Raw genomic sequence first — 26458 nt, 5'->3', positions numbered from 1 at the left:
ACATTTCACGTAATCTATCAATAAATGTGACAGAATCTAACTTTTTAAAACCTGTAAATACGACTATCCTAACTGGACTTGAGCACATCCTTTTGAAGTGTTCGTCTTTTGGTTAGATTTTTAGGTATTTAAAAAATGAATAAGATGCACGTAACTTTAGCGGTCATTATTGGTTTAATTGTTGGTGGTGTAATAGGTGCTCTTGGTTACTCTAAAACTGCTGCACGTTATGACGCGATGACGACAGCATGTGTCATGGTAAACCAAGCAGTTGGACATGGCATCTTGAAACCAGAACAAGTGAAAGAGCTTGGTGAGCTAACAGGACAAAGCCTTAAAAAAGATTATGAATCAGTTGCTTCCAAATTTAAATTCTCTGAAAAGCAATTAGGTAATGCATCTGAAGGTTCTAATTGTAGTCAGTTTATTGTTGGGGTAAATGCCGCACAATAACCATTTAGAAGCCCACAGTAAGTGGGCTTTTTTATGATGTTTAGTTAGGGCAACTACAATATTAACTGAACATACCATTTATAGACTGCTATAATAATGATCAATTCAAAATCTGAAATATAAGCTTGCCTAAAGGCAGGCTTTTTATATGTGTAAATAAGTCTGCTAGGAAATATGAAACGCTATTTAAAACAAACTGAATCGGCTACGGCTAATTGGACAACAGAGCAAGACTGCTTCTTGATCGAAAATAATTCTCTCTCAATTTACGAGCTCATCGAACATTTACCTTTTTCTGAAGAAGAAATACGAGTGCGTCGAGCTGTTTTAGGGCTGGTAAGACGAGATAAGCAAATGAAAACATATTAATTTTACCAAATGGTAAAAATAATATGAAAATAAATGTTTCTAATTATCTCTATTCAACCATGCATTTTTGCGGATGAGTTATCAAAACCTTAATTTTTTTAAGAGTTTTTATGGTGCAATTTACATAAAGCACTAACTACTTACAAACCACTCTAATAAGGCTACCTTTAATTACACTACTTTAAGCATAATCAAAGACAGAAAACATTCATAGATCAGAACTTTATAACAATAGTACGGAGAGAGGTTAATGCCAAAGTATCTAGCTGTAGCCGAAAAGGTTTATAAAAATATAAAAAAAGATAGCTTATTCACTGATGACATTACTCAGAACCTTAACTGTTTAATTAGTCAGATTCGAAAAGCCATCAAGGGAACTGAGTTTAAGCTCAAGTTCAACTATATCGACTTTGAAGAAAACTTAACGAAACCGTTAAGTGAATGCAAAGTTCAAATTGATCTGAGTGTTATGCCAAAGTTCGTAAATGAAGGTGAATATCTTCTTTGGTTAGCTGGATTTATTGAGCGAATCACAGAAGGTGGAAAACCAAAGTTACCGCCAATTTCGCACTTTTTACCACCAGGTTTTAAGATGTCGAAAGATGCGTTTCCGGTCACTGTTGCTCCTCCAAAAGAAGAGCATGCAGACATGATTATCAATTATTTTAAATCTGAGGATTTTATTAAAACTAATAAAACTCCTTCATAAAAGAATATAGAAGTAAACGTCCACCTTACTTCTATATCTGCTGGTTTAAATTCAGCGACCGCCTTCTGGGGCGGTTTTTTTTGTTTAAAAAATTGCTCATAACTTAATTTTTCTTATGTTGAAATTCTAATTTAAAAGAATATTAAATGTGTATAAATGTGCAAATATCTGGCTATTTTTTATAAATAACAATACCTTAATTATATTCTTTGATAAAGAAAAATATACATTTTTCACATAAGCCATGTGCCAAGTAACGCAATTAAACATTTAGCTGTACATAATCTTTAAAAAAAGAGAGTATGAATGAAATGAATGAAAATGCAGAGCTTATAAAATACATTGACGTTGCTGAAAACGTCTATGAACGTGTCTATAAGAATAATCAAGTTTCCAATAATTTGATTGTTAACCTTAACCGCATTATGGCGGAAATCAAAAAACAGGCCGCAGAAAAAAATCTGAGATTAAAATATAACTCGATCGACTTTGAATATTGCTTGAGTTTGCCTATAGCAGATCGGGATATAAAAATTGATCTCAGTTTGATTCCTCACTTTGAACATCGTGATGAATGCATTTTATGGCTAACCAACTTTATTGGAAAAATTAGTGTGCCTAAAAAGATGACGAGACAAAAGCTAAGTTTTCATTAAAGTTTTTAGATTTAAAGCGATATAAGTCATTACTAAAAAACTAACTGCCTCTATGCTTAAACAGTTATGCTTTATTACAGATCGATATTTCATAATTAGAAAATGACAGAGCGCTTTAAAATGAAAACGTTTGTATTAACCTTTGCTGTTTTAGCTTCACTATCTACCTATAGTCTAGCCAATGACTCTACGGGTTACGTGGGTACAGGTGGGATTCAATATCTTAAAAACTCACAGATTGCCATGCAAAGTGAAGATCTATTCATCAGTAAAAAACTGATTAAGGTCGACTACCTCTATAAAAACTTAAGCAATAAAGACGTAACGGAAACGATCTTATTTCCGTTACCACGCATTGATAATTTTTTTGAGTCAGATTTTGCTCACACCGAACAGCTTTTAAAAAGCTTTAAAATTGTGGTCGATGGAAAAAATATAAAACCGGAGATGCATGTCAGAACGTTTATTCAAAAAGATGAAAAATCGCCACTGATTGATGCAACGGATGAGTTTAAGCAATGCGGTTTTAATGAACAAGAGATGTTAAACCCATGGACTCGCACTAACTATGATTATGAATATTATGTAGACAAGCTAAAACAATGTAATAAGCCGCAAATACAGAAAATTTTAGCTAATTTTAAAAAAGATGATGTGATTCCGTGGTCATCTCAAGTGGTTTATAGTTGGAAGCAGACTTTTAAAGCCAATAGTTTGACTAAAATTCATCATGAATATAAACCTTTGGTCGGTGGCTCAGTAGCTCTCTATCCAGATGAATATAACCAGCAATTTTGTATGGATAAACAATTTAAGCAAGGCTTAAAAAAAGCCAGTGCAGAAAATTCGCCGTTTAGTGCTTTGGGCTATATTTTGACGACAGGTGCAAATTGGGCAAAGCCAATTGAAAACTTTAAGCTCACCATTGAGCGTGATAAGGACGAACTGGTTTCATTTTGTTGGGATGGGCCAGTTAAAAAGATTAGTCCAACTCAATTTCAAATGACCAAGACTAAGTTTGTACCCAAAAAAGACCTAGATATTATTTTTGTGAGAATTCGATAATTTGATACCAGCTTCTGGTTTGACCAAATTGCCTCAATATTGATTGTGTGTCATGAACCAGACATGGCACACAATAAGAAAAAGATGCCCTATGTTGCTGTCAGTAGGATTCTTGGCGTAATGAGTAATTAGAGCAGCTTCTTTTTAATCCAATAATCTAAACTGAAATAACGGCCGCCTCCAAGAACAAGCAGTGCGAGAAGCATGACTAAATACGTAGCGGCAAACTCAATTCCATTATTTAAAATTACAAACGAACCACTAGACGTGAGCCAGTCGTAATTGCCGTAGGTTTGTAATATTTCACGAGCCTTTTCTAACTTTTCAGCCGAGGCCAACACCTGCATGTTTGCAAAGGGCGCATTCGGATCAGCAATCGCTTGCCATCCATTCGGTAGATGGACCGTAAATATGGCAACCAACATGGTAATCATGAGCGGGATGCTAATTAAGCGAGTAAAAAGGCCAAATGTTAATAATATTGCACCTGCTAGCTCAGCCGTTGTTGCAAGTAATGCCATTAAATATGGAAAGGGAAGTCCTAAACCTCCATCTGAGTTGCCAAACCATTCTACAATGTCATTAAAGTGCATTAATTTATTTGTGCCAGCCATCCAAAATATAGGAACTAAATACAATCGAAGAGCCAGAGCTGCGATGCCGTCTGCATGTTGTAGAGTTTTACCCAGTTTTTGATAATATTGAGATAAGCCATAAATAAAATTCTTCATGATAATTTCACATCCGATGCGATTGAATATTAATTAGTCGGATAAAAACTGTATTTCTTACATAAAAAAAATTTTATTTACGGTGTAATAAAAAAGGATTTGGTCCGTCTAACTATACGTACAAATGTACAAACCGAGAATTTATCTTTAAAGGAATACTAACATGAATAAGCTCAATTCAATGACTTCAGTGGCGGCATTATTAGCACTATCAGTTGCTGGCGCTACACAAGTGGCGGTAGCAGCAACCCATACAACAACCGAAGCACATGCAACCAAAGCAGCAGATGGAAAATGCGGTGAAGCAAAATGCGGTGCTAACAAAATGAAAAACCATGAAAAGTCTGCCGAAGCAAAATGTGGTGCAGATAAAAAAGCAGCAGATGGAAAATGTGGAGCAACTAAAAAAGCAGCGGACGGCAAGTGCGGTGCAGATAAAAAAGTCGCTGACGGTAAGTGCGGCGCTAAGTAAACAATCTGATCATGGATGATGTCGGCCTTCTGGTAAGTGTCGGCATCGTTTCCAAAAGGAGAAATCACCATGATGGATTTGTCAGGCGTAGGACTTGGTTTAAGGCGTGATTTTATAGACTCGTTTTTAGATGCAAAAACATGTCCAGATTTTATTGAAGTTGCTCCTGAAAACTGGCTAGGTTTTGGTGGTCGACATGCAAAATTACTTGCACAGTGTGCTGAAAAAGCTCCATTAATTTGTCACGGCTTGTCATTGTCTATTGGCGGTCCTCATCCACTGAATCTTGAATTTATCGAAAAAATAAAAAGCTTTTTAGAACAATATGATGTCTCGATTTATTCTGAACATTTAAGTTATACAAATGATGGCGGCTATTTATATGATTTGTTGCCCATTCCTATGACTGAAGCGGCTGTTAAATATGTCGCTGAACGTATTTTACGTGTTCAAGATATTTTAGGAAGACGATTAGTCATAGAGAATGTTTCTACTTATTTAATGCCCAATGCTGAAATGAGTGAAGCGGAGTTTATACGTGAAGTCCTTCAATATGCAGACTGTGATTTGCTTCTGGATGTAAATAATGTCTATGTCAACAGCATTAATCATGGCAGTGATGCATTTGGGTTTATTCGGGACATGCCAAAAGAGAGAATCCGTTATTTACATATTGCTGGACATGAACAAGTTCAAAAAAATTTATTAATTGATACGCATGGCGCAGAAGTTTGTGATCGTGTATGGGAACTATTGAGATATACCTATCAAGTGTGTGGTGTGAAAGCAACTTTACTTGAGCGCGACTTTAATATTCCATCATGGCAAGAATTAGAAAGGGAGCTAGCTAAAATCAAAATAATTCAACAACAGGAGAGTGGCTATGAAGGAAAATCAAATATCCTTCCAAACCATGCAACAACAGTTTTGTGACTGGATTAGAGATCCTAATTTGGAATTACCTCAAGCTCTTCCTGCCGAACGAATGCATATTTATCGAGACTTACTTTTTAATAATGTCTGTTCATTTATTGATTTAGTTTATCCCGTGGCTCGTGCGATGTTGCCAGAGTTAAAGTGGCAACAATTAATCTCGGATTTTTTTCAAAAAGCCCAGTGTCGCTCGCCTTTGTATAATGATATTTCTCTTGAGTTTAGAGAATATTTAATAGATCAGCAGCACCCGATATTGCAAGAATATCCTTGGTTGGCTGAGTTGTTACAGTTTGAATGGCTTGAGTTGTATTTAGACACTGTTGAAATTGAAAAAATAGTTTTGCAGGAAAACGGTGATTGGCAATTAACCACAAAGGTATGGGTATTGGTTTATCAATATCCCGTTTATACGTGGACAACTTTAATGACTCCAGAACAAGTCGAGCCTATGCCTGGAGCAATTATGGTTTGGCGAGATGAACAAGACAAAGTATGTATTGAACAGCTTTCGCCTTTGTTTGCTATGGTAATTGAACAGTTGACTCAAAATGTAAAGTTAACTGACCAAGATATTCATACACTCATTCAACCTGTACTCACTGATTTATCTGAACATGATATTTATCTGCAAATTCAAGAACTAAAAGCGCTGTTAACTCGAATGCGATTAATTCAAGCTTCGCATAATTTTAAAGAGGTAGAGGGATGACTTCAGCCGTGGCATCAGATCATGAAGAAATAGAAGATCAGTTGCATAACCCAGCCTTTTTACAAGACTTAAGACAGCAAATGATAAAATTTGCTTTTTTACAGCTTTCTTCTCTTCCTCAAGCTGAAGATGTGGTGCAAGAAGCATTAACAAGTGCTTTCCAACATTTAGGTTCATTTAAAGGACGTGCTGCGTTTAAAACATGGGTATTCGCGATTTTAAAAAATAAAATTATTAATGTGATTCGGCAAAAATCGCGTTTGGTCTCAATGACAGAATTATTTAAAGATGAGGAAAGTGAACTGAGTATTGATGCACTGTTTGATGCTTCCGGACATTGGCATAAATATGAAGCGCCTCAAGCATGGCAAAGCCCTGAAGAAATGATGGAGCAGGCAGATTTCTGGATAATTTTTGAAGCTTGTTTAAATCATTTACCTGCCAAATATGCTCAAGTTTTTATGATGAGAGAGGTGATAGAGCTGAGTTCTAATGAGATTTGTAGCAAATTAGAATTGTCTATCTCAAACTTTAATGTGTTGATGTATCGGAGTCGCACCCGACTACGTGAATGTTTAGAAAATAAATGGTTATTGAAGGAGGATTGTTCATGCTGACATGTCGACAAGCCACTCAACTGTTATCTGAAAAGCAAGATAGACCATTGTTATTACGTGAGCAAAGTGGTTTACAACTGCATTTATTGGCGTGCCGCTCATGCCGCCGTTATTCAAAACAGATCAAAACAATTAGTCAGCTTTCTAAAGCATTTAAAAATTTAGATGGCTAATTTTATTTAAAAATTTATTTATTGCTAGCCTAATCACGCTAACAACTCCCATACTATAAAAGTAAAGGAGTTTTTTAAGACAGGATGACACGTGAATTTAAAGAATCTTGAAGCATTTTATTGGGTGGTGACTTTAAATAGCTTCAATAAAGCGGCGACTAAATTGCAAACCACACAGCCTGCGGTCTCTCAAAAAATCACAGCTCTTGAAAATGAATTAGGCTTTAAAGTTTTAGATCGAAACTATCGGCAGTTTAAGCCGACTCATAAAGGCTTAACTTTATTTAAATACGCCGAAAAATTTATGCGACTAGAGACCGATCTGGTCGCAGAACTGACTGAAAACCAGCACCTGACTGGCACCATTCGTTTGGGCGTTTCCGAAACTATTGTCTATACGTGGTTAGTTGAATATATCGAAAAGGTTCAGCAAGAGTTCCCAAAAATTTCAGTAGAAATTGTGGTAGACCTTACGCCTAACTTACAAGAAGGCGTTCGGACAGGTGACTTAGACATGGCTTTTTTACTTGGGCCAACTTTAGCTTTTGAGTGCATTGAACAAGCTTTGTGTGACTTTGAATTAAGTTTCTTGGCTTCACCTTCATTTAAAGGTGGTGTTGCTCAAATGTCTTTTAAAACATTAATGTCGCATACCATTTTAACTTATCCAAAAATTACCTATCCCTATAAAGAATTGAAAGCACGAATGAAAGAGCAAGGGATTGATGAACCACTTTCAATTACCAGTTATTCATTGGCAACTTTACTGCGTTTAGCCGAGCAGGGCTTGGGTATTGCTGTGGTGCCGACCTTAACGGCGTTAAAAGAAATTACTGATGGGCGACTAGAAATATTAAATACGCCTATTCAATTAAAAACGTTCCATTTCACCTCGATCTACATTCAAGGAAACGATGTGGCCTTAAAAGAGAAATTGACCGAAGTTGCAGTTAAGGTCTCTGAATGTGCTATGAAAAGGCTCAATGAGCAAATTAAAAAATAAGCTGTTTTTGAGTGTCTTTTATCTCATTTTTTATTATTTAAAAAAGCTGTTTTATATGTAAAACCATAAAAGCAGCTTATTAACTTCAATAAGTAAAGCTTATCTTGATTTTCTAATAATTAATAAACTATTTAAAATCAATTATTTAAATTTTTAACTTAATGTAAAAAGTCTTATTGTCCGTAGGGATTAGCTATGTTTTTATTTTAGACACAAGATTTGATCACCGATTGTGTTGATTGGGGAACAGGGAATCTTTGTCATTTTAAAGGATTAAAGAATATCGTTTGGGACAAAAAAATGGTGTTCTTGGTTCAACTTGAAAATAGCGTTGTTAAGCTCAAATGGATGAGGAACGCATTAATATGTCTTTACTGAAATCTTCTTTTTTATCAGATCGCCAATGGGCCATTGTGGCCTCGATCTTTATGATGGCGACCTCTGCAATGGGGCCAGGATTTTTAACCCAAACTGCTGTATTTACAGTCAAGTTAGGCGCGGCATTTGGCTTTGCCATTTTAATTTCCATTCTGATTGATTATGTGGTTCAACAAAATATTTGGCGAGTGGTCACACTTACTCAAATGCGTGCATCAGACATTGCCAATAAAGCATTACCGGGTAGTGGTTATTTACTGGCGTTTCTGGTGATTTTAGGCGGGTTTTTCTTTAGTGTCGGTAACATTGCCGGTGCAGCTTTAGGTTTAAATGCACTTTTTGGCCTCGACACAAAGTGGGGCGGTATTTTAAGTGGTGCATTAGCCATTTTGATTTTTGCATCAAGAAAAGCAACACTTGCCATGGATAAAAGCATGATAGTGTTGGGATTGCTTAAAATCCTTCTGATTATTATCGTTGCTGTCATTGTGATGCCTCCAGTTGGGCAAGCTGTACATCAAACCTTTGCTCCAGATCAGATCGACTTTGCCATTATTACCACCATTGTTGGCGGTACGGTTGGTGGCTATATTTGTTATGCAGGTGCACATCGTTTACTCGATAAAGGCGCTGTTGGCCCTGAAAATATTGATGAAGTTGCTAAAGCTGCGACCAAGGGCATTGTTGTAGTCGGCATCATGCGCTATGTGTTGTTCCTGGCTTTTTTAGGTGTGGTGGTAAGCGGTGCAACCATTGATTTAGCCAGCCATGACGCCAATCCAGCAGCTCAAGCATTCCAATATGCAGCGGGTACATTCGGTTTTAAATTATTCGGCTTAATTTTCTGGGCAGCCGGCATTAGTAGCACCATTGGCGCAGCATATACTTCAGTGTCATTCTTTACTGCGTTTAAAAAGAACTTAACACCAAAACAAACCAACTATACGACCATTACCTTTATTGCATTGGCTTTATTGCTCTATGTGTTATTGGGTGCAACTCCGGCAGGTCTACTCATTTTCGTCGGTGGTTTTAACGGTTTGGTGTTGCCAATTGGCCTTACAATTTTTGTGTATGTTGCAGCATGCCGTAAAGATTTGATGGGTAATTATAACTATCCAAAATGGTTGCTTATTTTGGGTGGGTTAACATGTCTGTTGACATGGTGGATGGGCTATATGTCGTTTACGACAGTGTTTAACTATTTGACCAAGCTTTAAGCCAGACTGCGTGAAGTGATAAAGGAATAATGCCATGTTTGTAGATTTAAATAGTGATTTGGGTGAAAGCTTTGGCTCATGGAAAATGGGTAATGATGACCAGATTTTACCTGTCGTGACCAGTGCCAATATTGCTTGTGGCTTTCATGCGGGCGACCCGCTCGGCATTTTAAAAACGGTTCGTAAAGCCGCTGAGCTTGGCGTGACCATTGGCGCTCACGTGTCTTATCCAGACCTTGTAGGCTTTGGCCGCCGTAATATGGATTTGTCACGTGACGAACTGATTGCCGATGTGCTTTACCAAATTTCTGCACTCGATGGCTTGGCTAAAGTAGCTGGCTCAAAAGTGCAATACGTTAAACCACATGGCGCGCTCTATAACACCATTGCACATGACCAAGCTCAGGCAGCAGCAGTAATTGATGCCATTAAAATGTATAACCCTGAACTGGTCTTAGTGGCTTTAGCTGGGTCGAACTTAGTCGAGCAGGCACGTGCGGCTGGTTTAAAAGTTGTGTCTGAAGCTTTTGCAGACCGTGCTTATAACAGCGATGGTTCATTGGTTTCTCGTCGTCTAGAAGGTGCGGTTTTACACGATTCGGCATTTGTTGCGAGCCGTGTGGTTTCAATGCTTAAAAATGGTGGAGTTGAGTCAATTGACGGCGTATTTACCCCAATTCAAGCTGACACCATTTGCCTACATGGCGATACCGACGGTGCGCTAGAGATGTCGGCTGCCATTAAAGCCGAGCTTTTAAAAAACAATATTGAAATCCGCCCGTTTGTAAATAAAGCATAAGGATGAGCACCATGTATAAGGATATTAAAGTCGACCCAGCTCAACTTGAAGCTGCGTTAGATGCACGTTTAAAAATCCGTGCAGGTTTTGATAAACCGACAGCAGGGATGGCCGCAGGTATGACGCAGGTCAACATGATTTCGGTGCCAAAAGAGTGGGCGTATGACTTTTTGCTCTATGCACACCGTAACCCTCAAAGTTGCCCAGTGCTTGATGTGCTCGAAGAAGGCATCTATGCAACTAAGCTTGCAGCAGACTCAGACATCCGCACTGACTTCCCACGTTATCGCATTTGGAAAGATGGCGAAATGGTCGATGAAGTGACCGATGCAAGAGAGATTTATAACGCTCATCCTGATTTGGTGACATTCTTAATTGGTTGCAGTTTTTCATTTGAAACAGCTTTGCAAGAAGCGGGCATTGAAGTTCGTCATATTCATGACGACACCAATGTACCGATGTATTTGAGCAATATTCAGTGTGAACCAGCAGGCCGTATTTCAGGAAATATGGTGGTTTCCATGCGACCAATTCCATCGCATCAAATTAGTGAAGCGGTAAAAATTACAGCACGTATGCCGAGTGTACATGGCGCGCCTGTACATATTGGTCACCCTGAAAACTTAGGAATTTTGGATGTAAATAAGCCAGACTTTGGGGATGCTTCTCGTATTGAAGCGGGTGAAATTCCAGTGTTTTGGGCGTGTGGAGTAACGCCGCAAGCTGCCGTCATGAACTCGAAAATTCCTTTTGCGATTAGTCATGCCCCGGGTTACATGTTTATTACCGACATTCCTGACCGTGCTTGGATTGGCTAATTGGACTAAAGAAGAATTAAAAGGATAAACAAATGCGTTTTTTATCGGTAAACGCCGATTGTTTTCTGATTGAGCTTGCGAGTTTAGAGGAAACTTTGGCGTTGTACAATAAATTGCAAAATACGCAATTGAATGGAATTAAAGACTTAGTCCCCGCTGCAAAAACAATTTTGGTTTTCTTTAACGAGATCGAAACCAACTTTAAAACGCTGGTTGCTTCAATTCAGAGCCTCAAAATTGATTCTGGATTTGAGCGTAGCGGCCAAGAAGTGATTGTGCCGATTCGTTACGATGGCGAAGACCTTGCTCAGGTTGCCGAGTTACAAGGGCTGTCTGTGGCTGATGTGATTAGAAAACATCACCAAAGCTTGTGGAATGTGGCTTTTATTGGTTTTGCGCCGGGCTTTGCGTATATGAGCAGCCCCAATAAGCCTTTTACCGATATTCCACGCTTAACGGTTCCGCGTAAAAAAATACCGTCAGGTTCTTTGGGCTTGGCTGGAAAATACTCTGGTATTTACCCAAAAGACAGTCCGGGTGGTTGGCAGCTGATCGGGACAACATCAGAAAAAATGTGGGATTTAGAGCGTAAAAATCCTGCATTGCTGTTACCGGGTATGACCGTACATTTTGAAGATGTGACGCATAATCCAACTACTGTGACTGTACCACGGCAAATTACGCCTAAGGTTGAGCCGAAACAATCGGTGCCACTGTTTAAAATCACTGCGCCAAGTTTACAAATGCTCATTCAAGATGAAGGGCGCTTAAACCAGACCAATATTGGTGTTGGTGTAGCGGGTGCAATGGACTTGTCTGCCATGCACAGTGCTAACCGTATTGTCGGGAACCCAACCGACACACCTGTCATTGAAGTTTTAAATGGCGGCCTAAAAGCCAAAATGCAATATGCGGGTGTTATTGCGGTGGCTGGGGCCATCTCAACCATTCGTGTGAAATTTGCCGATGGGCAAACCGCAGACTTTGCAAGCTATCAACCGATTGATTTGGATGAAGGCGATGAATTTCAAATTCAGCCACCAACAGCAGGTTTAAGAAACTATTTGTCCGTTCGAGGTGGTATAGACGTTGAACCAGTACTGGGTAGTGCTTCGTTTGACAGCTTGGCGGTGTTAGGTCCAGAACCTTTAAAACTTGGAGATACCATTTATCAAGGGCAAGTAAAGGCAACCAATATTAGCGTAAATGAAGTAGGTAAAACCGATATGCCACAAGCTGGCGAAGTGGTTGAGCTAGATATTGTGATGGGACCGCGTACAGACTGGTTTGAACAAGACAGTATTGAACTGCTATGTCAGCAAGAATGGCTGGTGACCAATGAAAGCAACCGAGTCGGGCTAAGACTTTCAGGTGCACATTCTTTAACTCGCAAAATTACCCATGAACTGGAAAGTGAAGGCACTTGCATTGGTGCTTTACAGATTCCACCGAGTGGCCAACCCGTTTTGTTTATGAATGATCACCCTTTAACGGGCGGATATCCGGTCATTGGCTCTGTTGCTAAACACCATTGGGACTTGGTGGCACAGATTCCAGCAGGTTGCCGCATCAAATTTAAAAAAATTGCCGAATTTACAGATTTTGAGAATGAATGATGAATACAGAAAAATTATTGATTGCTAACCGTGGTGAAATTGCCGTTCGTATTATTCATGCTTGCCGTGATATGGGAATTGCGTCAGTCGCGTTATATGCAGATGACGATATTGGCAGCATGCATGTCGAACTTGCAGATGAAGCATGGGGTTTGGCTGGTGCGACTGCTAGCGAGACTTACCTAAATATTCCAGCCATTATCGAAGTTGCAAAGAAATCGAAAGCGACCATGGTCCATCCTGGTTATGGCTTTTTATCTGAACGTGCTGAATTTGCCCAAGCCGTGATTGATGCAGGTTTAAAATGGGTCGGGCCATCACCAAGTGCCATTGAAAAACTAGGCGATAAAATTGAAGCACGTAAAATTGCTGCTTCAGTCGGTGCACCATTAGTTCAAGGTACGCAAGACCCACTTAACAATGCAGATGAAGCTTTAGCGTTTGCCAAGCAATATGGTTTGCCGATTGCCATTAAAGCTGCGTTTGGTGGTGGTGGGCGTGGCTTAAAAGTCGCGTGGAAACTCGAAGAAGTGAAAGAGCTTTATGAGTCGGCAGTGCGAGAAGCAAAAGCTGCCTTTGGCCGTGGTGAATGTTTTGTCGAGCAATATTTAGATAAACCGCGTCATGTAGAAGCGCAGGTGATAGCAGACCAACATGGCAACATTGTGGTGCTTGGCACACGTGATTGTTCGTTGCAACGCCGTAACCAAAAATTAGTCGAAGAAGCGCCCGCACCATTTATTAGCGATGAGATTTACCAGCAAATTTTAACCTCAGCAAAAAATATTTGTCAGGCTGCAAACTATGTGGGTGCGGGTACAGTTGAATATTTACTGAGTCGTGACGGCAAGCTTTCCTTTTTAGAAGTAAACACACGTTTGCAAGTTGAGCACCCAGTGACTGAAGAAACTTCAAAAGTCGATTTGGTGGTGGAACAAATTCGCGTGGCACAGGGCCATGAGCTTTCTATTAAAGAAACACCGAAAGCACAGGGTCATGCCATTGAGTTTCGTATTAATGCTGAAGACCCAGCACGTGGGTTTATTCCGGCCTTTGGTGTGTTGAGTTTGTTTGAAGCTCCGTTTGGTAACGGGGTACGAGTCGACACTGGCGTTCGCACTGGTTCATTAGTTTCTAGTCACTTTGACTCCCTAATGGCAAAACTGATTGTGACGGGTCCAACCCGAGAAGTTGCAATTGCTCGCGCTAAACGTGCTTTAAAGCAATTTAAAATTGAAGGCGTGGCTTCGGTTTTAGACTTTCACCGTGCGGTACTTAATGAACCTGACTTTACAGATGAATTTAATGTACATACGCGTTGGATCGAAAACGACTTTAAACAAGAGTTAAAGCCAACCAAACGTGGCATTCCAAACCATCAACAACCCATGCTACTCAGCTACATTGAAATTGATGGCAAGTTACACCGTTTAGGTTTACCTGCGGGTATGTTTGCACAAGGCCCAGCAACGGCAGCCCAAGCACAAACAGCCGAGCCAGAAGTGAGTGCCGAGCATTTAGTTGCCCCAATTAATGGTGTGATTAGCGCTTGGAAAGTCGAAAATGGGGAGCAAGTGACAGAAGGTCAAGTAGTCGCCATTATGGAAGCCATGAAAATGGAAGTGCAGGTACTGGCACATCGCAGTGGTGTTATCCAGATTGGTGCAGAGAAGGGCGCGACCTGCCATGCAGAAACTGTGATTGCGAGTATTAATTAAGTTTTGAATAAATGATTTGGCTCACTTAAGCATTAATTTAATTGGGTCAAATCGAATGCTTATTTATTCACTCAGTTTGTTATTTTTCACAGTACTCGTTAACCATTTTTAGCTTGAAAATCAGCACTAATTGTGAGATATTTATCACAGTTTAGTGATGTGAAAATTAATCACTGTATTGAAAGCTCGCTTATGCGGGCTTTAATTTTTAGCCCAGTTTAAGCATTTCTCACTTAATGAGCTGGCAGCATAAAAATAATTTGAGAATTTGGCACTCACTCAAAGGCGAATTGAAGAAAGCGAATGAAAATTCTACCTTCATCTGAATATGATCAAATTCTAAAATACAGTGTCTATTGGCTCGTCATCTCAATTGTGATTGGAGTCGTCGCGGGGTTGGCCTCGACTTTAATTTTTGTGGCTTTTGATATTTCAAACAAAGTTAGAAGCCTGCATCACTGGCTCATCTACTTTTTGCCTTTTGTGGGTTTTGGTATTGGCTATCTCATTAAAAAATATGGATCACCAATTGAACGCGGAACTCATTTACTCATAGATGAAATTCACCAGCCTAAGTCGTTTATTCCAAAACGAATGAGCCCCATCATTTTTATTACTTCAATTTTAACGCAACTGTTCGGTGGTTCGGCAGGGCGTGAGGCACCAGCAGTCCAGCTTTCAGGTGCCTTAATTGATCACTTGAGCCATATATTAAAAATCTCGGAAGATAACCGAAAAATCTGTTTAATCGCCAGTATTGGTGCAGGCTTTGCAGGGGTGTTTGGCTTGCCTCTAGCGGGTGCAATCTATGGTTTAGAAATTACTGCTTTAGGTAATTTAAGATACTCAGCTATTTTTCCATGTTTTGTGTCGGCTCTGATTGCATCGGCTATCCCTGAGCTATTTGATATTGTTCATCCGCATATTTTTTATGTGATTAGTGAGTTTCCAGCCATTCATTTTGGCACGCTCATGAACTTAATTGTGGCAGGTCTGATCTTTGGTTTAGTCGCACGTTTCTTTATTGCCGCCATTCATTTTGCGAGTGACGTCTTTTATAAATATGTGCGTTATTTGCCATTAAGAACGATGGCGGGTGGTATTGTCATTATGCTACTTACGTTGTTCACTGCGCATCAGCAATACAACGGTTTGGGTACAGATAAAATCATTTCATCTTTTTATGTACCGATTGAGTTTTACGACTTTTTTAATAAGACTATTTTTACAGCCATCACTTTAGGTTCAGGCTTTAAAGGTGGTGAAATTACGCCACTCTTTTATGTAGGTGCGACATTAGGTAATGCTTTAGGAGCGGTTTTAAATCTGCCAATTTCATTGCTTGCTGGCTTAGGTTTGGTCAGTCTGTTTTCAGGGGCGAGTAAGGCACCCTTAACATCTATTATTTTAGCTGTTGAGCTATTTGGAATGAATGTTGCGACTTACGCCATTATTACTTGTTTGTTGGCAGCGCTATTTTCTGGAAATTGTGGGTTATATCGCCGTAAAAAGTTGATGGATTGATTAAGCCTTTCTAAGGAGTTGAGTGGTTTTAGGTTGCTTAACTCCTATTAAATCTTCTTTTTTTAATAATGATAAAAATTGGCCTAGTAAGTGAAATACTTCTAAAAATATGAAAAGAATTGAATTTATATCTTTATAAAAGAAGATGGAAATTAATTTTAATGAACAACTATTGTTTCCTAAATATTTAAACCACAGGTATACATTAATAAAAATTAAAAATATTTAAAAAATTTCCAAAATGTTTCAATTATGAATTTTTTATGACATTTATTGTTGATTGTGAATGTTTCATGTAGTTTTTGTTTGATTTTTTATCCATTTGGTAAATTAAAAATAACATTTTATGCAAAACAAAATTTTTTTTACTCACGCTTTTTTTCTTTTGTATGGGTTAGCTACACATGCTTATGCTATCGATGATATTTCTTTACCAGATCGTATACGTCAGGAACAACGTTTAAAAGAGCTTAATCAACAATTAGAAGAGCAAATCACTCAGCTTGCACCTAAACCTGTCACTACCCAATTGCAGGATTTTAAAACTATAGTCGTTTCGGAAGAGCCATGCGTTAAGGTCAAGAATATTGATTTTGATAGAAAGACGTTACAGGACCCTGAACACTATAAATTTCACTTTATGCTTCGGACAATTTGGAATCATCCGCAGAAGATTATTGGCAAGTGTATTGGTACACAAAGCTTACATAACCTCGTTAATTTCGCCCAAAATGAGTTGATTAAAAAGGGTTTTATTACCAGTCAGGTTACTGTTGATCCTCAAGATATTCAGCAAGGCTCTTTACGGCTTGGTGTACAGATTGGGCGTTTACGTAAGATCATCGTAGAAGGTGAGCAACTCTCCTTATTACAACTTAAAGCAGCTTTACCATTTAAAAAAGGCGATGTCCTTAATCTACAACAACTTGATCAGGGTCTCGAAAACTTAAAACGAGCTTATACGGTAGATATACAAATTGTGCCGTCAAATGAGTCTGTTCAGGAAGCTAAAGGGTATAGTGATCTGATTATTAAGTTACAGCCACAATCAAAAATCAATTTAAATTTTGGTCTGGATAATTCAGGGAGTAAAGATACAGGTCGTTATATAGGTAGTCTGGGACTCAATATTAATAATCCATTCTATTTAAATGATTCTCTTTCTTTTAATTTTAGTCATTCATTAGACAACTTACATCGAGACTTAAATAAAAACTATTTTGTAAGTTATCAGGTTCCATTAGGAAACTATGATTTCAGTACAAGCTATAGCCGTTATCAATATGAGCAAAATGTATTAGGTGCAAATGGTGTATTGCGTTATCACGGCTTAAGTCAGCAGGAGAATCTTAATTTATCTCGAGTGCTTAGCCGGAGTGGTCAACATAAAACCAGTCTCTATGGCAAGTTTTACCATAAGCAAAATTCAAACTTTATTGATGATATTGAAATCGAAGTTCAACGTAGAAAAACGTCAGGTTGGAATGCGGGGATACAACATCGGCAATATTTGGGTGATGCTGTATTAGATGCGGGTTTGGATTATCGGCACGGTACCGGTGCCTTTGATGCATTGTTAGCACCAGAAGAACAAATTAAGGACATTGATAAAAATCCATTACCGTCAGAAGGGTATTCACGTGCACCGATATGGAGTGCCGATTTACGTTTTCAAATGCCATTTTTGCTTTTAGATACCCCTGCTCAATACCGTTTGAACTGGCGTGGACAATATGCTCCACGAGTTTTAGTACCTAATGATCGTTTTTATATCGGTGGTCGTTATAGCGTTCGAGGTTTTGATGGTGAACTGATGCTATCAGGCGATAACGGACAGTATTTACAACAGGAAATCAGCGTAAATACAAAAATTCCAAATACACAAATGTATGTTGCCGTAGATCAGGGCTGGGTTAACGGTAAGAACAGTATTGCTGGGCAGCGCCATCTAATGGGGAGTGTCGTAGGTCTACGAAGTTATCTGAACCATTTTTATATTGATGCCTTTACAGGGCGAGGCCTAATCGCTCCGCAGAGTATAAAAAAAGACTGGATATTTGGATTTAGTCTAAATGCTTTTTATTAAGTTTCCTTAAGAAACAAAATTAATTTTAATTAGAGAAAACTGACTTATGAATAAAAATCTTTATCGAATTGTTTTTAACAAAGCTCGTAACATGTTTATGGCTGTTGCGGAGAATGTTAGAAGCCAGAGCAAGGCGGCAGGACAATCTACCTCCTCAGAAATAGAGCGTTCGGGACAATCATCAGGACAAGAAAAATCATTTCATCAACTGTGGCATGTCAAGGCATTAGTAGCAAGTATTAGCTTATTAGTACCATTTGCTCCTGTCTATGCTGCTATTGTCGCAGATAGTGCAGCAAATGCTGCGAATAGAGCAGTCATTGGTGCTGGTAAGAACTCAGCAGGCACAACAGTTCCAGTGGTTAACATTCAGACGCCCAAAAATGGTATTTCCCACAATATCTATAAACAGTTTGATGTATTGGCTGAAGGTGCTGTTTTAAATAACAGTCGAACAGGAGCAACCACCAAAACAGTAGGGGCCGTAGGGGCAAACCCATTTTTAGCGACTGGTGAAGCGCGAGTTATTTTAAATGAGGTAAATTCAACAGCTGCTTCAAGATTTGAAGGTAACTTAGAAGTCGCAGGGCAAATGGCAGATGTGATTATTGCCAACCCGTCTGGTATTAACATTAAAGGCGGTGGCTTTATTAATGCCAATAAGGCAATTTTTACTACGGGTAAACCTCAATTAAATGCTGATGGCAGTATCAAACAGTTCACAGTTGATCAAGGAAGAATTACGGTTTCAGCAAATCCTAACTCTAAGTTTGGATTAGGGGGAAATAATAATGATACAAACTATGTGGACCTCTATGCTCGTGCATTAGAACTTAGTGCTGAACTACGTGCCAAAAATGATATTCAGGTGATTGCCGGGGCAAATAATGTCAGTGCAGATTTGCAGGATGTTACCTCTAAAACAGGTACTGGAACTGCACCGACATTGGCTGTGGATGTTAAAGCTCTGGGTGGGATGTATGCCAACAACATCTATTTGATGGGAACTGAAAAAGGTTTGGGCGTGACTAACGCAGGGACCATTCAGGCAGTCAACAATATGGTAATTACAAGTGCAGGGAAAATTGAAAATAGCGGAACCATCAAAACTACAGGTAGCCAAAATTCTGTATTAAATTTATCTAGTCAAAATAATGGAGATTTTACCTCTTCGGGGGCAATCCAATCAAATGGCAATATATTTATAAGTTCAGATAGAAACTTGGCATTGAATGGAGGGAAAATAGATAAATTAGGAACAACGATAAGCTCTATTTTCTTATCGGCTAAAGGAGATGTTAGCTTACAAAATGGTGTAAATGTTCAAAATGTTGGAGTCGGAGGGGGCATCTATAGTGACTCATTGAATTTCAACTTAGGAAAGGACAGCAACATCTTAAGTCAAGGTGATATTTCTCTATTAGCAAACAATAATATTGATATACAAAATGGAAAAGGGATCACTAGTAATAATGATCTTAGCATCCAATCAAAAAATAATTTAAATATTGCTAACTCCAGCATTGAGTCTAAAGCTGGAAATGTAAATTTAATAAGTTTGGGTAATACTGCAAGTTCTTTGTTAGGTATTAATAATACCAAGCTTTATGCTGGAAAAGATTTTAATATTAAGGGCGCAAAAAATATAAAACTAAATAGCTCTATTGTTCAGGAAAATTCTAATAATATAAATCTATACGCTGATAATGATATTGAGATCGGTAATGATGTCAGTCCTGTGAGCTTAAAAACACAAGGTACGATAAATATAGCTGCAAAAAATAATCTTATCCTTCGCACCGATACAAGCTTACTGACAAAAAAAGATATTGATGTGCAAACTGACATCGGGAACCTGTATGCAAAAAGTCTCAATGTAAGCTCATCTGAAGGTAAAGTTTCAATTTTGGGGAATGGGAATGTAAATTTTGAGACTCAAAATGATGGATGGTATACCCTAAAAAATAGAATAAATGCAAAAAATGGAATTGTCCTAGGGTCAAAAGGCGAAAATGCTATTACAAAAATAAATACGGTGGATCTTAAGTCTACAGATGGAAATGTATTACTTCTTTCTGGCGGGGATCTAACACTAGATGGCAATAATGGCTATACCACGGGTATGAAAGCTGCAGTTGCATCAGGTTTTATTAATGCAAAAGACGTAATTTTGTGGAGTAAAACCGGAGTTTTAGATATAAGCAGCGGTGTAATTAATGCATCGAATGGTGGAATATCAATTCGGGCAGGAAACAATGCTCAAGTACATGATATTGATTTAAACTCCACAAAAAATATTGAAATAAACTCTGATAAAGATCTTATATTAGAACGCACAAATACCAGAGCAAATCAACATATTGCCCTAAGCTCGAAGGGGAATATCAATGCTTATCAAAATTATATTTTAGATGCTAAAGGTGTTTTATCTGCAATTAGTAGCGGAAGTATTGATGGGCAAGGGTATGGTGGAGCAGTTATTGTTGAGGCAAATCAACTGTCAAATAATGGAATAGATTTTAGAGCAACTGGAAGTGAGTTACTTCAATTAGATACTAAACTAAAAAATATAAACGGTAACTTGTCGATTCAGCTTGATAAAGACTTTGTCATTAAACCAACTCATGGGCATGACACAATCACATTAGTTGCAGAAAGTGATATTGATGTTCGGTCTAAACAAGGAGCCATAAGGATTGAGGGTGAAAATTTTGCACCTAATCTAAATGAAGCAGGTTTTGTTGGCATCATCTCTAGGAAAGGTGGTCTTAGCTTAGAAGGTACAAGCGTCGATATTAAAGGAACAAAAATAAATGTTCAAAAAGATATCAATATCGTTTCAACAAAGGGAGACCTTGTGATTGATGGGATTGCTGATAAAGTCAATGGCGTATCCAAGAAGAAAGATTTAATCAACAGTCAGGATGATCAGGAAAAGAAGAATTTTATCGCGAATACGATCACTGGAGTGGAAAACTTCAATAGCGAGTTATCCTCTAATGCTGGAAATATTAATATTTCTTCAAAAAAGGGAGTTTCAATTACCGGAGCAAATATTGATGCAAAACAAGGGATAGTCAATATTCAAGCTCAGGGTGTTTTAAATGGGAAATATCGAGCCACTGCAAAAAAAGAAGGTACTGCTGCTAAAGAAATAAGTGCAAGTATCATTATTGATGGTAATTTAGATGTGTATGAAAAAGGTAAGGATACTGACCAGAATTATAGTTATAGAGAGTATGTAAACCCAACAAATATAAATGGAAATAAAGGGGTAAACATACGTGCTATAGGGAAAACTGTTAATGACAATTTAGTACTGCAAGGAGTAGGGATTAATTCTGCTCAAGGTGATGTAAATATTGAAGCAGATAAAAGTATATTGTTTGATACGGCACTTGAAACTTTATATGACCGTAGTACAAAAATAGAAACGAAAAGATCGTGGTATGGTAAGAAAAAAACTACCACCACAACAACGATTGGAGATGTTGTAACACCTGCTTCTGTTGATATTTATGGTAAGAATATTAACGTTATCAGCCAATTTAAAAACCCGTTACGAGCAGATGGTACAAGAGATCCTGCTCTGAATACATCTGTAGATATTTATTCTGCACGATTTAATGCTAATGGTGGAAAAATTTCAATTCGATCTGGCGGAGACCTGAATTTTTTAACTGTAGCTGCTGTGAATAACTCAAACGTAAATCAGGTTAAAAAATCTTCATGGTTAGGGATTAATCTTGGTACATCAAAAACCAATGCAACCAGAAATCAAACTACAGAAATACCTGCAAAATTAAAAGCTGATTATATTGGTACAAAATCAGGATATGACACAAGACTTGAAGGGACCGAGTTTACGTATCTCAAAAGTGCCACAATTGAGGCAGGGGGAACGATTACTTTAGTTCCTGCTAAGAATCTAGTTGAAGAAAGCCTAAATAGAAAAAAGAACTCTGTTGTCTGGCAGTCTATGCAGGACAAAGGATCAATTACTGAAACTGCGCAGCTCCCTAATTTTAATGGACCACAACCCCCAGTTTTTAATGCAGCAGGTGGTTTAAGTGTACAAGTTCCTATTAGTGAAAAAGATGTTAATAAAGTCGAATTACGTGATGCAATTTTAAAATTAGCAAATCAACCGGGAAGCGCCTATCTTAAAGATTTAGTAAACCGCAAAGATGTAGATTGGCAAACAGTTTTATTAACCCAAAAGGATTGGGATTATAAATCACAAGGTCTCACAGCGGCTGGAGCTGCCATTATTGTTATCATTGTGACAATTGCTACGATGGGTTCAGGTACTGCTGCAGCGGCTGGAGCAGCGGGGGGAACCGCAGCAAGTGGTACAACTGTAGGACTGGGTGCAAGTATGCTTGGAACTGCTGGAGTGACGACCACAGCAGCAGGAGCAATTGTTCCATCAACATTAGGGGTAATGGCAAATGCAGCAGTTACGAGTCTAGCTGCTCAGGCAAGTATTGGTCTGATTAATAACGGTGGGGATATTGGTAAGACCCTAAAAGAGATGGGAAGTAAAGACTCCATTAAAAATCTGGCTGCATCTGTGGTAACAGCAGGTTTATTAAGTCAAGTTGGTACTGCTCTAAATTTAAAACCAGACAGTACTCTTCTGTCAGACAGATTGGCAAACAATTTTGCATCTTCAGTAGGATCAACTTTAGTACAAACTGCAATTAATGGTGGAGATCTGGGAGATAATTTACAGGTTGCCTTACTTGCAGGTCTAGCAGGGGCATTACAAGGAGAGTTGGCTAGTCAGATTGGAACGAGTTTAGATAAAGTCGATCCGAACATATTTGAATATACAATTCATAAAATTGCCCATGCTGTTGTGGGGTGTGCTACGGCGGCAGCTACAAAACAGAGTTGTGAAGCGGGTGCAATTGGAGCAGGGGTTGGTGAAATAGTTGCAGAGCTTATGATTCCAGCGGGTAAAACTGCACTCGACCTAACAGATGCCGAAAGAACAAAAATTAAGGATACAAGTAAACTTATTGCGGGTACGACAGCTGCTTTTGCTGGATACGATGTTAATACTGCGGCAAATAGTGCGAATATAGCTGTTGAAAACAACACATTGGGTAAGCTTGCAACAACCGCAGGAAAAGCGGCATATAGAGTAGCTAAAAGAATTACTGATATGCCAGCCTCAGTAAGAGCAAATCTTAAACCCGACGATGTTATTAAGATTTTTAAGGAAGAAGGTGTTCAGGGAGTAATTGATATTGGGGACAATATCAAAACATTGATTAGCCCTACATCCACACCTGGGGATAGAGCATTTGCAGCAATTGATTTGCTAATAGGTATTGATTTAAAAGCAGGCAAGAATGTTGATATTCTGAAATCCGAAAAGAATATAATTGGAAAAAATTATTCTGCTGGGCTAAATCGTGAAATTTTAAATAAGGCAGGTGATTTTTATCCGAATGTACCCGATTTAAGAACAGGAAGAACTATATCATTTCCAGTTGGTGACTTAAAAAAAGTACCTGAATTAAGTCGTGTTTCTTGGGGAGCGCAAGAACGTGGTAAGTTTATTCAGGAGTGGTATAAACGAGGTTATGAAACTCCGCGTGGTGGTTGGTCTGAATATGATATTCATCATATTAAACCTAGAGAGTTTGGTGGAACAAATGAATTCTGGAATTTAACACCTGTGCAAAGAAAAACACATCAACAGGAGTTTAATTCTTTTTGGAGAAATATGTAAATGAAGCTGTTAAATGAAGCATTAAGAAAAATAGAGACTCTTTGGAGTAAAGAGCCAAAGCATGCTGTTCATAGAGGAGAAAAAACTTTTTTTCAGTTTCGTTGTATTTTGAATAATGGTATTTCACCAGATAGATTTGGTGATATCGATTTGCAATTACCAACAGAGTTTAAGGAGTTCCTCTTAGTTAGTAATGGGGCTGATTTATTCAAGGATGAGGAATATGGGCAATGGGGAGCGAGAATATTTAGTATTGATGAGTTACAGTCATCTAATAAATATTATAGAGAGTTAAGACCTAAAGACTTCACTAAGGGGGATTTGATAATTGGTGAGTTTTATGGTGATTCAGATTTGTTACTGTTAAGGTGTGATCCTGAAAGTAAGGATTATGGCGCTGTACTTATCGCTTTACCTTTTGATAATCGCTCAGATTGGTATTGTTCAGCCAACTTTGAAAATTTTATAACGGACTATGTTAATTCTGAAGGCGATAAATTTTGGGAGATACGAACAAAAACATAATTTTATAGAAGCTCAATGAATCGTTCAAAAGACTCTCTGAGTTTAATTTAAATCTTTAATAAAAGTGAATATTTTTTATGCTTTATAATCACATAAAACTATTACCCCTAGCACTTTTTTCTCTTCTTTTAGCTGCATGTGGTGGAGGTGGTGGGGATGATTCAGCGACATCAGATACACCTTTACCGAAGCCTATTGTAGAAGCGTCTGTATTAAGCCCAGATTTGGCACATGGCTATTTTGAAATTGAAAATTCAGGAGTTACTAATAACTCAACTATTAAGTTCTCACCATTTCATACAAACAGTGTAATTGAGGCATCCGCTTCAAATAATAGTATGTGGGATTTAGAGATTCTTACTCCAAGTAATGATTTATCTGCGCATATTAACAATTTGGCTGGTCTTTATTTTTATCCTAAAGGTGATAAGGTTGGAGTTTTTAGCTATTCAGAGAATGATAAAGGGCATTTGGCTGTCCAGTGCCGAAACTCATGTAGTGATACATTTTCTTATAAGTTCGAAAAACAAAGTGATGGTAAAACTTACTTTATTATAAGCGCAAATGGTGCTGTATCAGGACGTTTAAATAATATTGGCTTTGCTTCGACTGCCAAAATTAACGGCTCTATTAAATTCGAAGTAAATTCTGATTGGCCAGTATGGAACACGAAACGTTTTAATGAATATCCAGCTAAATCAGATTTAGTCGTTAATGGTAAGCTGGCGACAATACAAAGATTTATGAATTGGACAACCAGTTCTGTCTTAACTTTTAACACAGATAAAGAATATTATTTTAACTTTTCTAATCCTCTGGATCCTGAACATGATAGGTTCATATTAACAGAGGGGAATTATTTTAGTAATGAACAGCCTAAAGAAGTTTATATATACAAAGGATATTTTAATCGGGATTTCACATTAAACACGGACTATGAAAATGGTTTAACCACTTTTAAATTTATCAATAATTCATTTACGAACCCTATTGAATATGTTGCATCTCCTGAATTAAATGTCTCAGGCGGTTTCGAGAAAAAAATTCCTTATGGGCAAGTTACAGTAGGAAGTGAAGTTTTTAAAATTGATGAAACAGTTGCGGCAGCTGCATATGCAGAAAATGAAAGTAAATATTTTCGTTTTATGAGTAGAGATCATAAGTCTGATCTCGAGTTTACGGTGAAATACGATACTATTACTAAAAAAGCAAATGTAGCGTATCAAAGACCTAAAAAGGATCAATTGAATGTAAATATTCATTTGAAATGGAATTGTAAATTGACAAATGATCATTGTACTGGTGTAACTGTCAATGAATCAGAAGGAACCATTGAATTTAAAAATGTGCAGTTAGATGATGGTCGTACCATAAATGGTAAATTTGCCCATCTAGGGGTAAATGATCTGGTAGGCTGATAAGTTTTTATTTGTGTGAAGATTGAAAAACTAGCTCTAATAAGGGCTAGTTTTTTTTAAGTATATCCCTTTTTACTATTCTGGTTACGTTAAAAAGACTTATGTTTAAAATAAGCCAATACATAATTCATCTCTAAAGTTAATCTATAGTTTGCTATGTAGCTATGAAATTAATAAAGCATGGAAGCTATATTCTTTTTTTATGAATATATAAGCCCATTTTCGATAATCGATTTGTTTTTTTATAAACCAATTTTTAACAAAAAAGTTTGAATTAATTCCCTTTACTTTTAATGATCTATTTTAAAGCAAATGTCATTTCCCACGCTTGACGTCAACAAGAGCGAATACTATCCTTTGCGGGCTGGCCTACATTGCCAGTTGGTTTTAGCAGACCATCAGCCAAAGTACACGAAAAAGTAGTAACTTTTTTGTGGAAATCCCTGCGTGCCCCCTCTGCGGCGGAATGATCTGACCCCATAAAGTTGGACAGTTAGTTAAGCAGTTTTTAAAAACTGGTTTCTATATTGTACAGGGGATAAACCTTGTAGCTTCACCTTGATTCTCTCATGATTATAATAATGAATGTACTCTCGTATAGTTTTCTCTAACTCATCAGTTGATTGAAATTTTTCACCATGAAAGCACTCCGATTTTAATATTCCAAAGAAGCTTTCTATTACAGCATTATCTAAGCAATTTCCTTTACGAGACATACTT

General features: G+C 37.9%; 23 protein-coding genes. 21 read left to right on the top strand and 2 right to left on the bottom strand.

The annotated features are described in order from the left end of the window. Positions 1-135: 135 nt before the first annotated feature. The 5 genes from J690_RS21635 to J690_RS21615 all read left to right on the top strand — a co-directional run bounded on the left by J690_RS21635 (position 136) and on the right by J690_RS21615 (position 3252). Positions 136-453, top strand: coding sequence for a hypothetical protein (locus J690_RS21635; protein WP_032038329.1), 318 nt, complete (start codon positions 136-138; stop codon positions 451-453). A gap of 174 nt (positions 454-627) precedes the next feature. Next, positions 628-822: a hypothetical protein gene (locus J690_RS21630; RefSeq protein WP_017387212.1), complete on the top strand. Its 195-nt coding sequence runs from the start codon at positions 628-630 to the stop codon at positions 820-822. Positions 823-1072: 250 nt separating this feature from the next. Further along, positions 1073-1531 (top strand): hypothetical protein, encoded by a 459-nt coding sequence (locus J690_RS21625; protein ID WP_017387211.1) that lies wholly within the window; start codon positions 1073-1075, stop codon positions 1529-1531. A 311-nt stretch (positions 1532-1842) separates the two neighbouring features. Further along, positions 1843-2187 carry a hypothetical protein gene (locus tag J690_RS21620; protein WP_032038327.1) on the top strand — a complete coding sequence of 115 codons (345 nt, stop codon included), beginning with the start codon at positions 1843-1845 and terminating at the stop codon, positions 2185-2187. A 120-nt stretch (positions 2188-2307) separates the two neighbouring features. Further along, positions 2308-3252, top strand: coding sequence for a DUF4424 family protein (locus J690_RS21615; RefSeq protein ID WP_032038325.1), 945 nt, complete (start codon positions 2308-2310; stop codon positions 3250-3252). Positions 3253-3380: 128 nt separating this feature from the next. On the opposite strand, the gene J690_RS21610 is transcribed toward J690_RS21615, so the two are convergent. Next, positions 3381-3983, bottom strand: a complete 603-nt coding sequence (locus tag J690_RS21610) for an HvfX family Cu-binding RiPP maturation protein (RefSeq protein ID WP_032038324.1) — start codon at positions 3981-3983, stop codon at positions 3381-3383. Between the two features lie 163 nt (positions 3984-4146). On the opposite strand from J690_RS21610, the gene J690_RS21605 reads away from it, so the two are divergent. From J690_RS21605 to J690_RS21530, 16 genes are all read left to right on the top strand, one after another. Further along, on the top strand, positions 4147-4455 hold the full coding sequence (locus J690_RS21605; RefSeq protein WP_002122109.1) for an HvfA family oxazolone/thioamide-modified RiPP metallophore: 309 nt from the start codon (positions 4147-4149) through the stop codon (positions 4453-4455). A gap of 69 nt (positions 4456-4524) precedes the next feature. Then, a complete protein-coding gene (locus J690_RS21600; protein ID WP_032038323.1) occupies positions 4525-5388 on the top strand; it encodes an HvfB family MNIO-type RiPP peptide maturase in 864 nt (287 codons plus the stop codon). Beyond that, positions 5339-6100 (top strand): HvfC family RiPP maturation protein, encoded by a 762-nt coding sequence (locus J690_RS21595; RefSeq protein ID WP_032038320.1) that lies wholly within the window; start codon positions 5339-5341, stop codon positions 6098-6100. The genes J690_RS21600 and J690_RS21595 overlap by 50 nt, the downstream gene beginning before the upstream one ends. Beyond that, a complete protein-coding gene (locus J690_RS21590; protein WP_032038318.1) occupies positions 6097-6717 on the top strand; it encodes an RNA polymerase factor sigma-70 in 621 nt (206 codons plus the stop codon). Before J690_RS21595 ends, J690_RS21590 begins: the two co-directional genes overlap by 4 nt. Beyond that, positions 6711-6890, top strand: a complete 180-nt coding sequence (locus J690_RS21585) for a zf-HC2 domain-containing protein (protein WP_017400102.1) — start codon at positions 6711-6713, stop codon at positions 6888-6890. Before J690_RS21590 ends, J690_RS21585 begins: the two co-directional genes overlap by 7 nt. Before the next feature lie 91 nt (positions 6891-6981). After that, entirely contained in the window at positions 6982-7893 is a 912-nt protein-coding gene (mumR, locus tag J690_RS21580) for a LysR family transcriptional regulator MumR (RefSeq protein WP_032038316.1), read from the top strand. A 344-nt stretch (positions 7894-8237) separates the two neighbouring features. After that, entirely contained in the window at positions 8238-9491 is a 1254-nt protein-coding gene (locus J690_RS21575; protein ID WP_080591763.1) for an NRAMP family divalent metal transporter, read from the top strand. Positions 9492-9525: 34 nt separating this feature from the next. Next, positions 9526-10290 carry a LamB/YcsF family protein gene (locus J690_RS21570; RefSeq protein WP_017403062.1) on the top strand — a complete coding sequence of 255 codons (765 nt, stop codon included), beginning with the start codon at positions 9526-9528 and terminating at the stop codon, positions 10288-10290. A gap of 2 nt (positions 10291-10292) precedes the next feature. After that, positions 10293-11108 (top strand): putative hydro-lyase, encoded by an 816-nt coding sequence (locus tag J690_RS21565; protein WP_081405277.1) that lies wholly within the window; start codon positions 10293-10295, stop codon positions 11106-11108. Between the two features lie 32 nt (positions 11109-11140). Further along, entirely contained in the window at positions 11141-12724 is a 1584-nt protein-coding gene (locus tag J690_RS21560; RefSeq protein ID WP_032038312.1) for a 5-oxoprolinase subunit B/C family protein, read from the top strand. Next, entirely contained in the window at positions 12724-14442 is a 1719-nt protein-coding gene (locus tag J690_RS21555; RefSeq protein WP_032038309.1) for an acetyl/propionyl/methylcrotonyl-CoA carboxylase subunit alpha, read from the top strand. The genes J690_RS21560 and J690_RS21555 overlap by 1 nt, the downstream gene beginning before the upstream one ends. A gap of 303 nt (positions 14443-14745) precedes the next feature. Then, complete coding sequence (locus tag J690_RS21550) at positions 14746-15966, top strand: chloride channel protein (protein WP_032038307.1); 1221 nt, start codon at positions 14746-14748, stop codon at positions 15964-15966. A gap of 346 nt (positions 15967-16312) precedes the next feature. After that, complete coding sequence (locus tag J690_RS21545; RefSeq protein ID WP_032038305.1) at positions 16313-18052, top strand: ShlB/FhaC/HecB family hemolysin secretion/activation protein; 1740 nt, start codon at positions 16313-16315, stop codon at positions 18050-18052. Between the two features lie 46 nt (positions 18053-18098). Continuing rightward, positions 18099-23795 (top strand): two-partner secretion domain-containing protein, encoded by a 5697-nt coding sequence (locus J690_RS21540; RefSeq protein WP_032038303.1) that lies wholly within the window; start codon positions 18099-18101, stop codon positions 23793-23795. Further along, positions 23796-24320 (top strand): SMI1/KNR4 family protein, encoded by a 525-nt coding sequence (locus tag J690_RS21535; RefSeq protein ID WP_032038301.1) that lies wholly within the window; start codon positions 23796-23798, stop codon positions 24318-24320. Between the two features lie 77 nt (positions 24321-24397). Continuing rightward, positions 24398-25738: a hypothetical protein gene (locus J690_RS21530; protein ID WP_032038298.1), complete on the top strand. Its 1341-nt coding sequence runs from the start codon at positions 24398-24400 to the stop codon at positions 25736-25738. A gap of 497 nt (positions 25739-26235) precedes the next feature. Here J690_RS21530 and J690_RS21525 read toward each other — a convergent pair. Then, the coding region (locus J690_RS21525; RefSeq protein ID WP_032007636.1) for an IS3 family transposase at positions 26236-26458 on the bottom strand (223 nt) is incomplete at its 5' end.

Origin of the sequence: Acinetobacter sp. 742879, from assembly GCF_000588535.1 — a bacterium.
In the GTDB taxonomy this organism is placed as follows: Bacteria; Pseudomonadota; Gammaproteobacteria; order Pseudomonadales; family Moraxellaceae; genus Acinetobacter; species Acinetobacter pittii.
The sequence above is the reverse complement of the archived record's forward strand: the minus strand, read 5'-3'. Positions and strand labels throughout refer to the sequence as shown.

Excerpts from the sequence above, each read along its gene's own strand:
- J690_RS21565 (WP_081405277.1), top strand. The coding sequence starts at position 10,293 with ATGAGCACCATGTATAAGGATATTAAAGTCGACCCAGCTCAACTTGAA.
- J690_RS21560 (WP_032038312.1), top strand. The coding sequence starts at position 11,141 with ATGCGTTTTTTATCGGTAAACGCCGATTGTTTTCTGATTGAGCTTGCG.
- J690_RS21605 (WP_002122109.1), top strand. The coding sequence starts at position 4,147 with ATGAATAAGCTCAATTCAATGACTTCAGTGGCGGCATTATTAGCACTA.
- J690_RS21595 (WP_032038320.1), top strand. The coding sequence starts at position 5,339 with ATGAAGGAAAATCAAATATCCTTCCAAACCATGCAACAACAGTTTTGT.
- J690_RS21545 (WP_032038305.1), top strand. The coding sequence starts at position 16,313 with ATGCAAAACAAAATTTTTTTTACTCACGCTTTTTTTCTTTTGTATGGG.
- J690_RS21540 (WP_032038303.1), top strand. The coding sequence starts at position 18,099 with ATGAATAAAAATCTTTATCGAATTGTTTTTAACAAAGCTCGTAACATG.
- J690_RS21555 (WP_032038309.1), top strand. The coding sequence starts at position 12,724 with ATGAATACAGAAAAATTATTGATTGCTAACCGTGGTGAAATTGCCGTT.
- J690_RS21585 (WP_017400102.1), top strand. The coding sequence starts at position 6,711 with ATGCTGACATGTCGACAAGCCACTCAACTGTTATCTGAAAAGCAAGAT.
- J690_RS21635 (WP_032038329.1), top strand. The coding sequence starts at position 136 with ATGAATAAGATGCACGTAACTTTAGCGGTCATTATTGGTTTAATTGTT.
- J690_RS21610 (WP_032038324.1), bottom strand. The coding sequence starts at position 3,983 with ATGAAGAATTTTATTTATGGCTTATCTCAATATTATCAAAAACTGGGT.
- J690_RS21615 (WP_032038325.1), top strand. The coding sequence starts at position 2,308 with ATGAAAACGTTTGTATTAACCTTTGCTGTTTTAGCTTCACTATCTACC.
- J690_RS21550 (WP_032038307.1), top strand. The coding sequence starts at position 14,746 with ATGAAAATTCTACCTTCATCTGAATATGATCAAATTCTAAAATACAGT.
- J690_RS21620 (WP_032038327.1), top strand. The coding sequence starts at position 1,843 with ATGAATGAAAATGCAGAGCTTATAAAATACATTGACGTTGCTGAAAAC.
- J690_RS21535 (WP_032038301.1), top strand. The coding sequence starts at position 23,796 with ATGAAGCTGTTAAATGAAGCATTAAGAAAAATAGAGACTCTTTGGAGT.
- J690_RS21590 (WP_032038318.1), top strand. The coding sequence starts at position 6,097 with ATGACTTCAGCCGTGGCATCAGATCATGAAGAAATAGAAGATCAGTTG.
- J690_RS21625 (WP_017387211.1), top strand. The coding sequence starts at position 1,073 with ATGCCAAAGTATCTAGCTGTAGCCGAAAAGGTTTATAAAAATATAAAA.
- J690_RS21630 (WP_017387212.1), top strand. The coding sequence starts at position 628 with ATGAAACGCTATTTAAAACAAACTGAATCGGCTACGGCTAATTGGACA.
- J690_RS21600 (WP_032038323.1), top strand. The coding sequence starts at position 4,525 with ATGATGGATTTGTCAGGCGTAGGACTTGGTTTAAGGCGTGATTTTATA.
- J690_RS21570 (WP_017403062.1), top strand. The coding sequence starts at position 9,526 with ATGTTTGTAGATTTAAATAGTGATTTGGGTGAAAGCTTTGGCTCATGG.
- J690_RS21530 (WP_032038298.1), top strand. The coding sequence starts at position 24,398 with ATGCTTTATAATCACATAAAACTATTACCCCTAGCACTTTTTTCTCTT.
- J690_RS21575 (WP_080591763.1), top strand. The coding sequence starts at position 8,238 with ATGGATGAGGAACGCATTAATATGTCTTTACTGAAATCTTCTTTTTTA.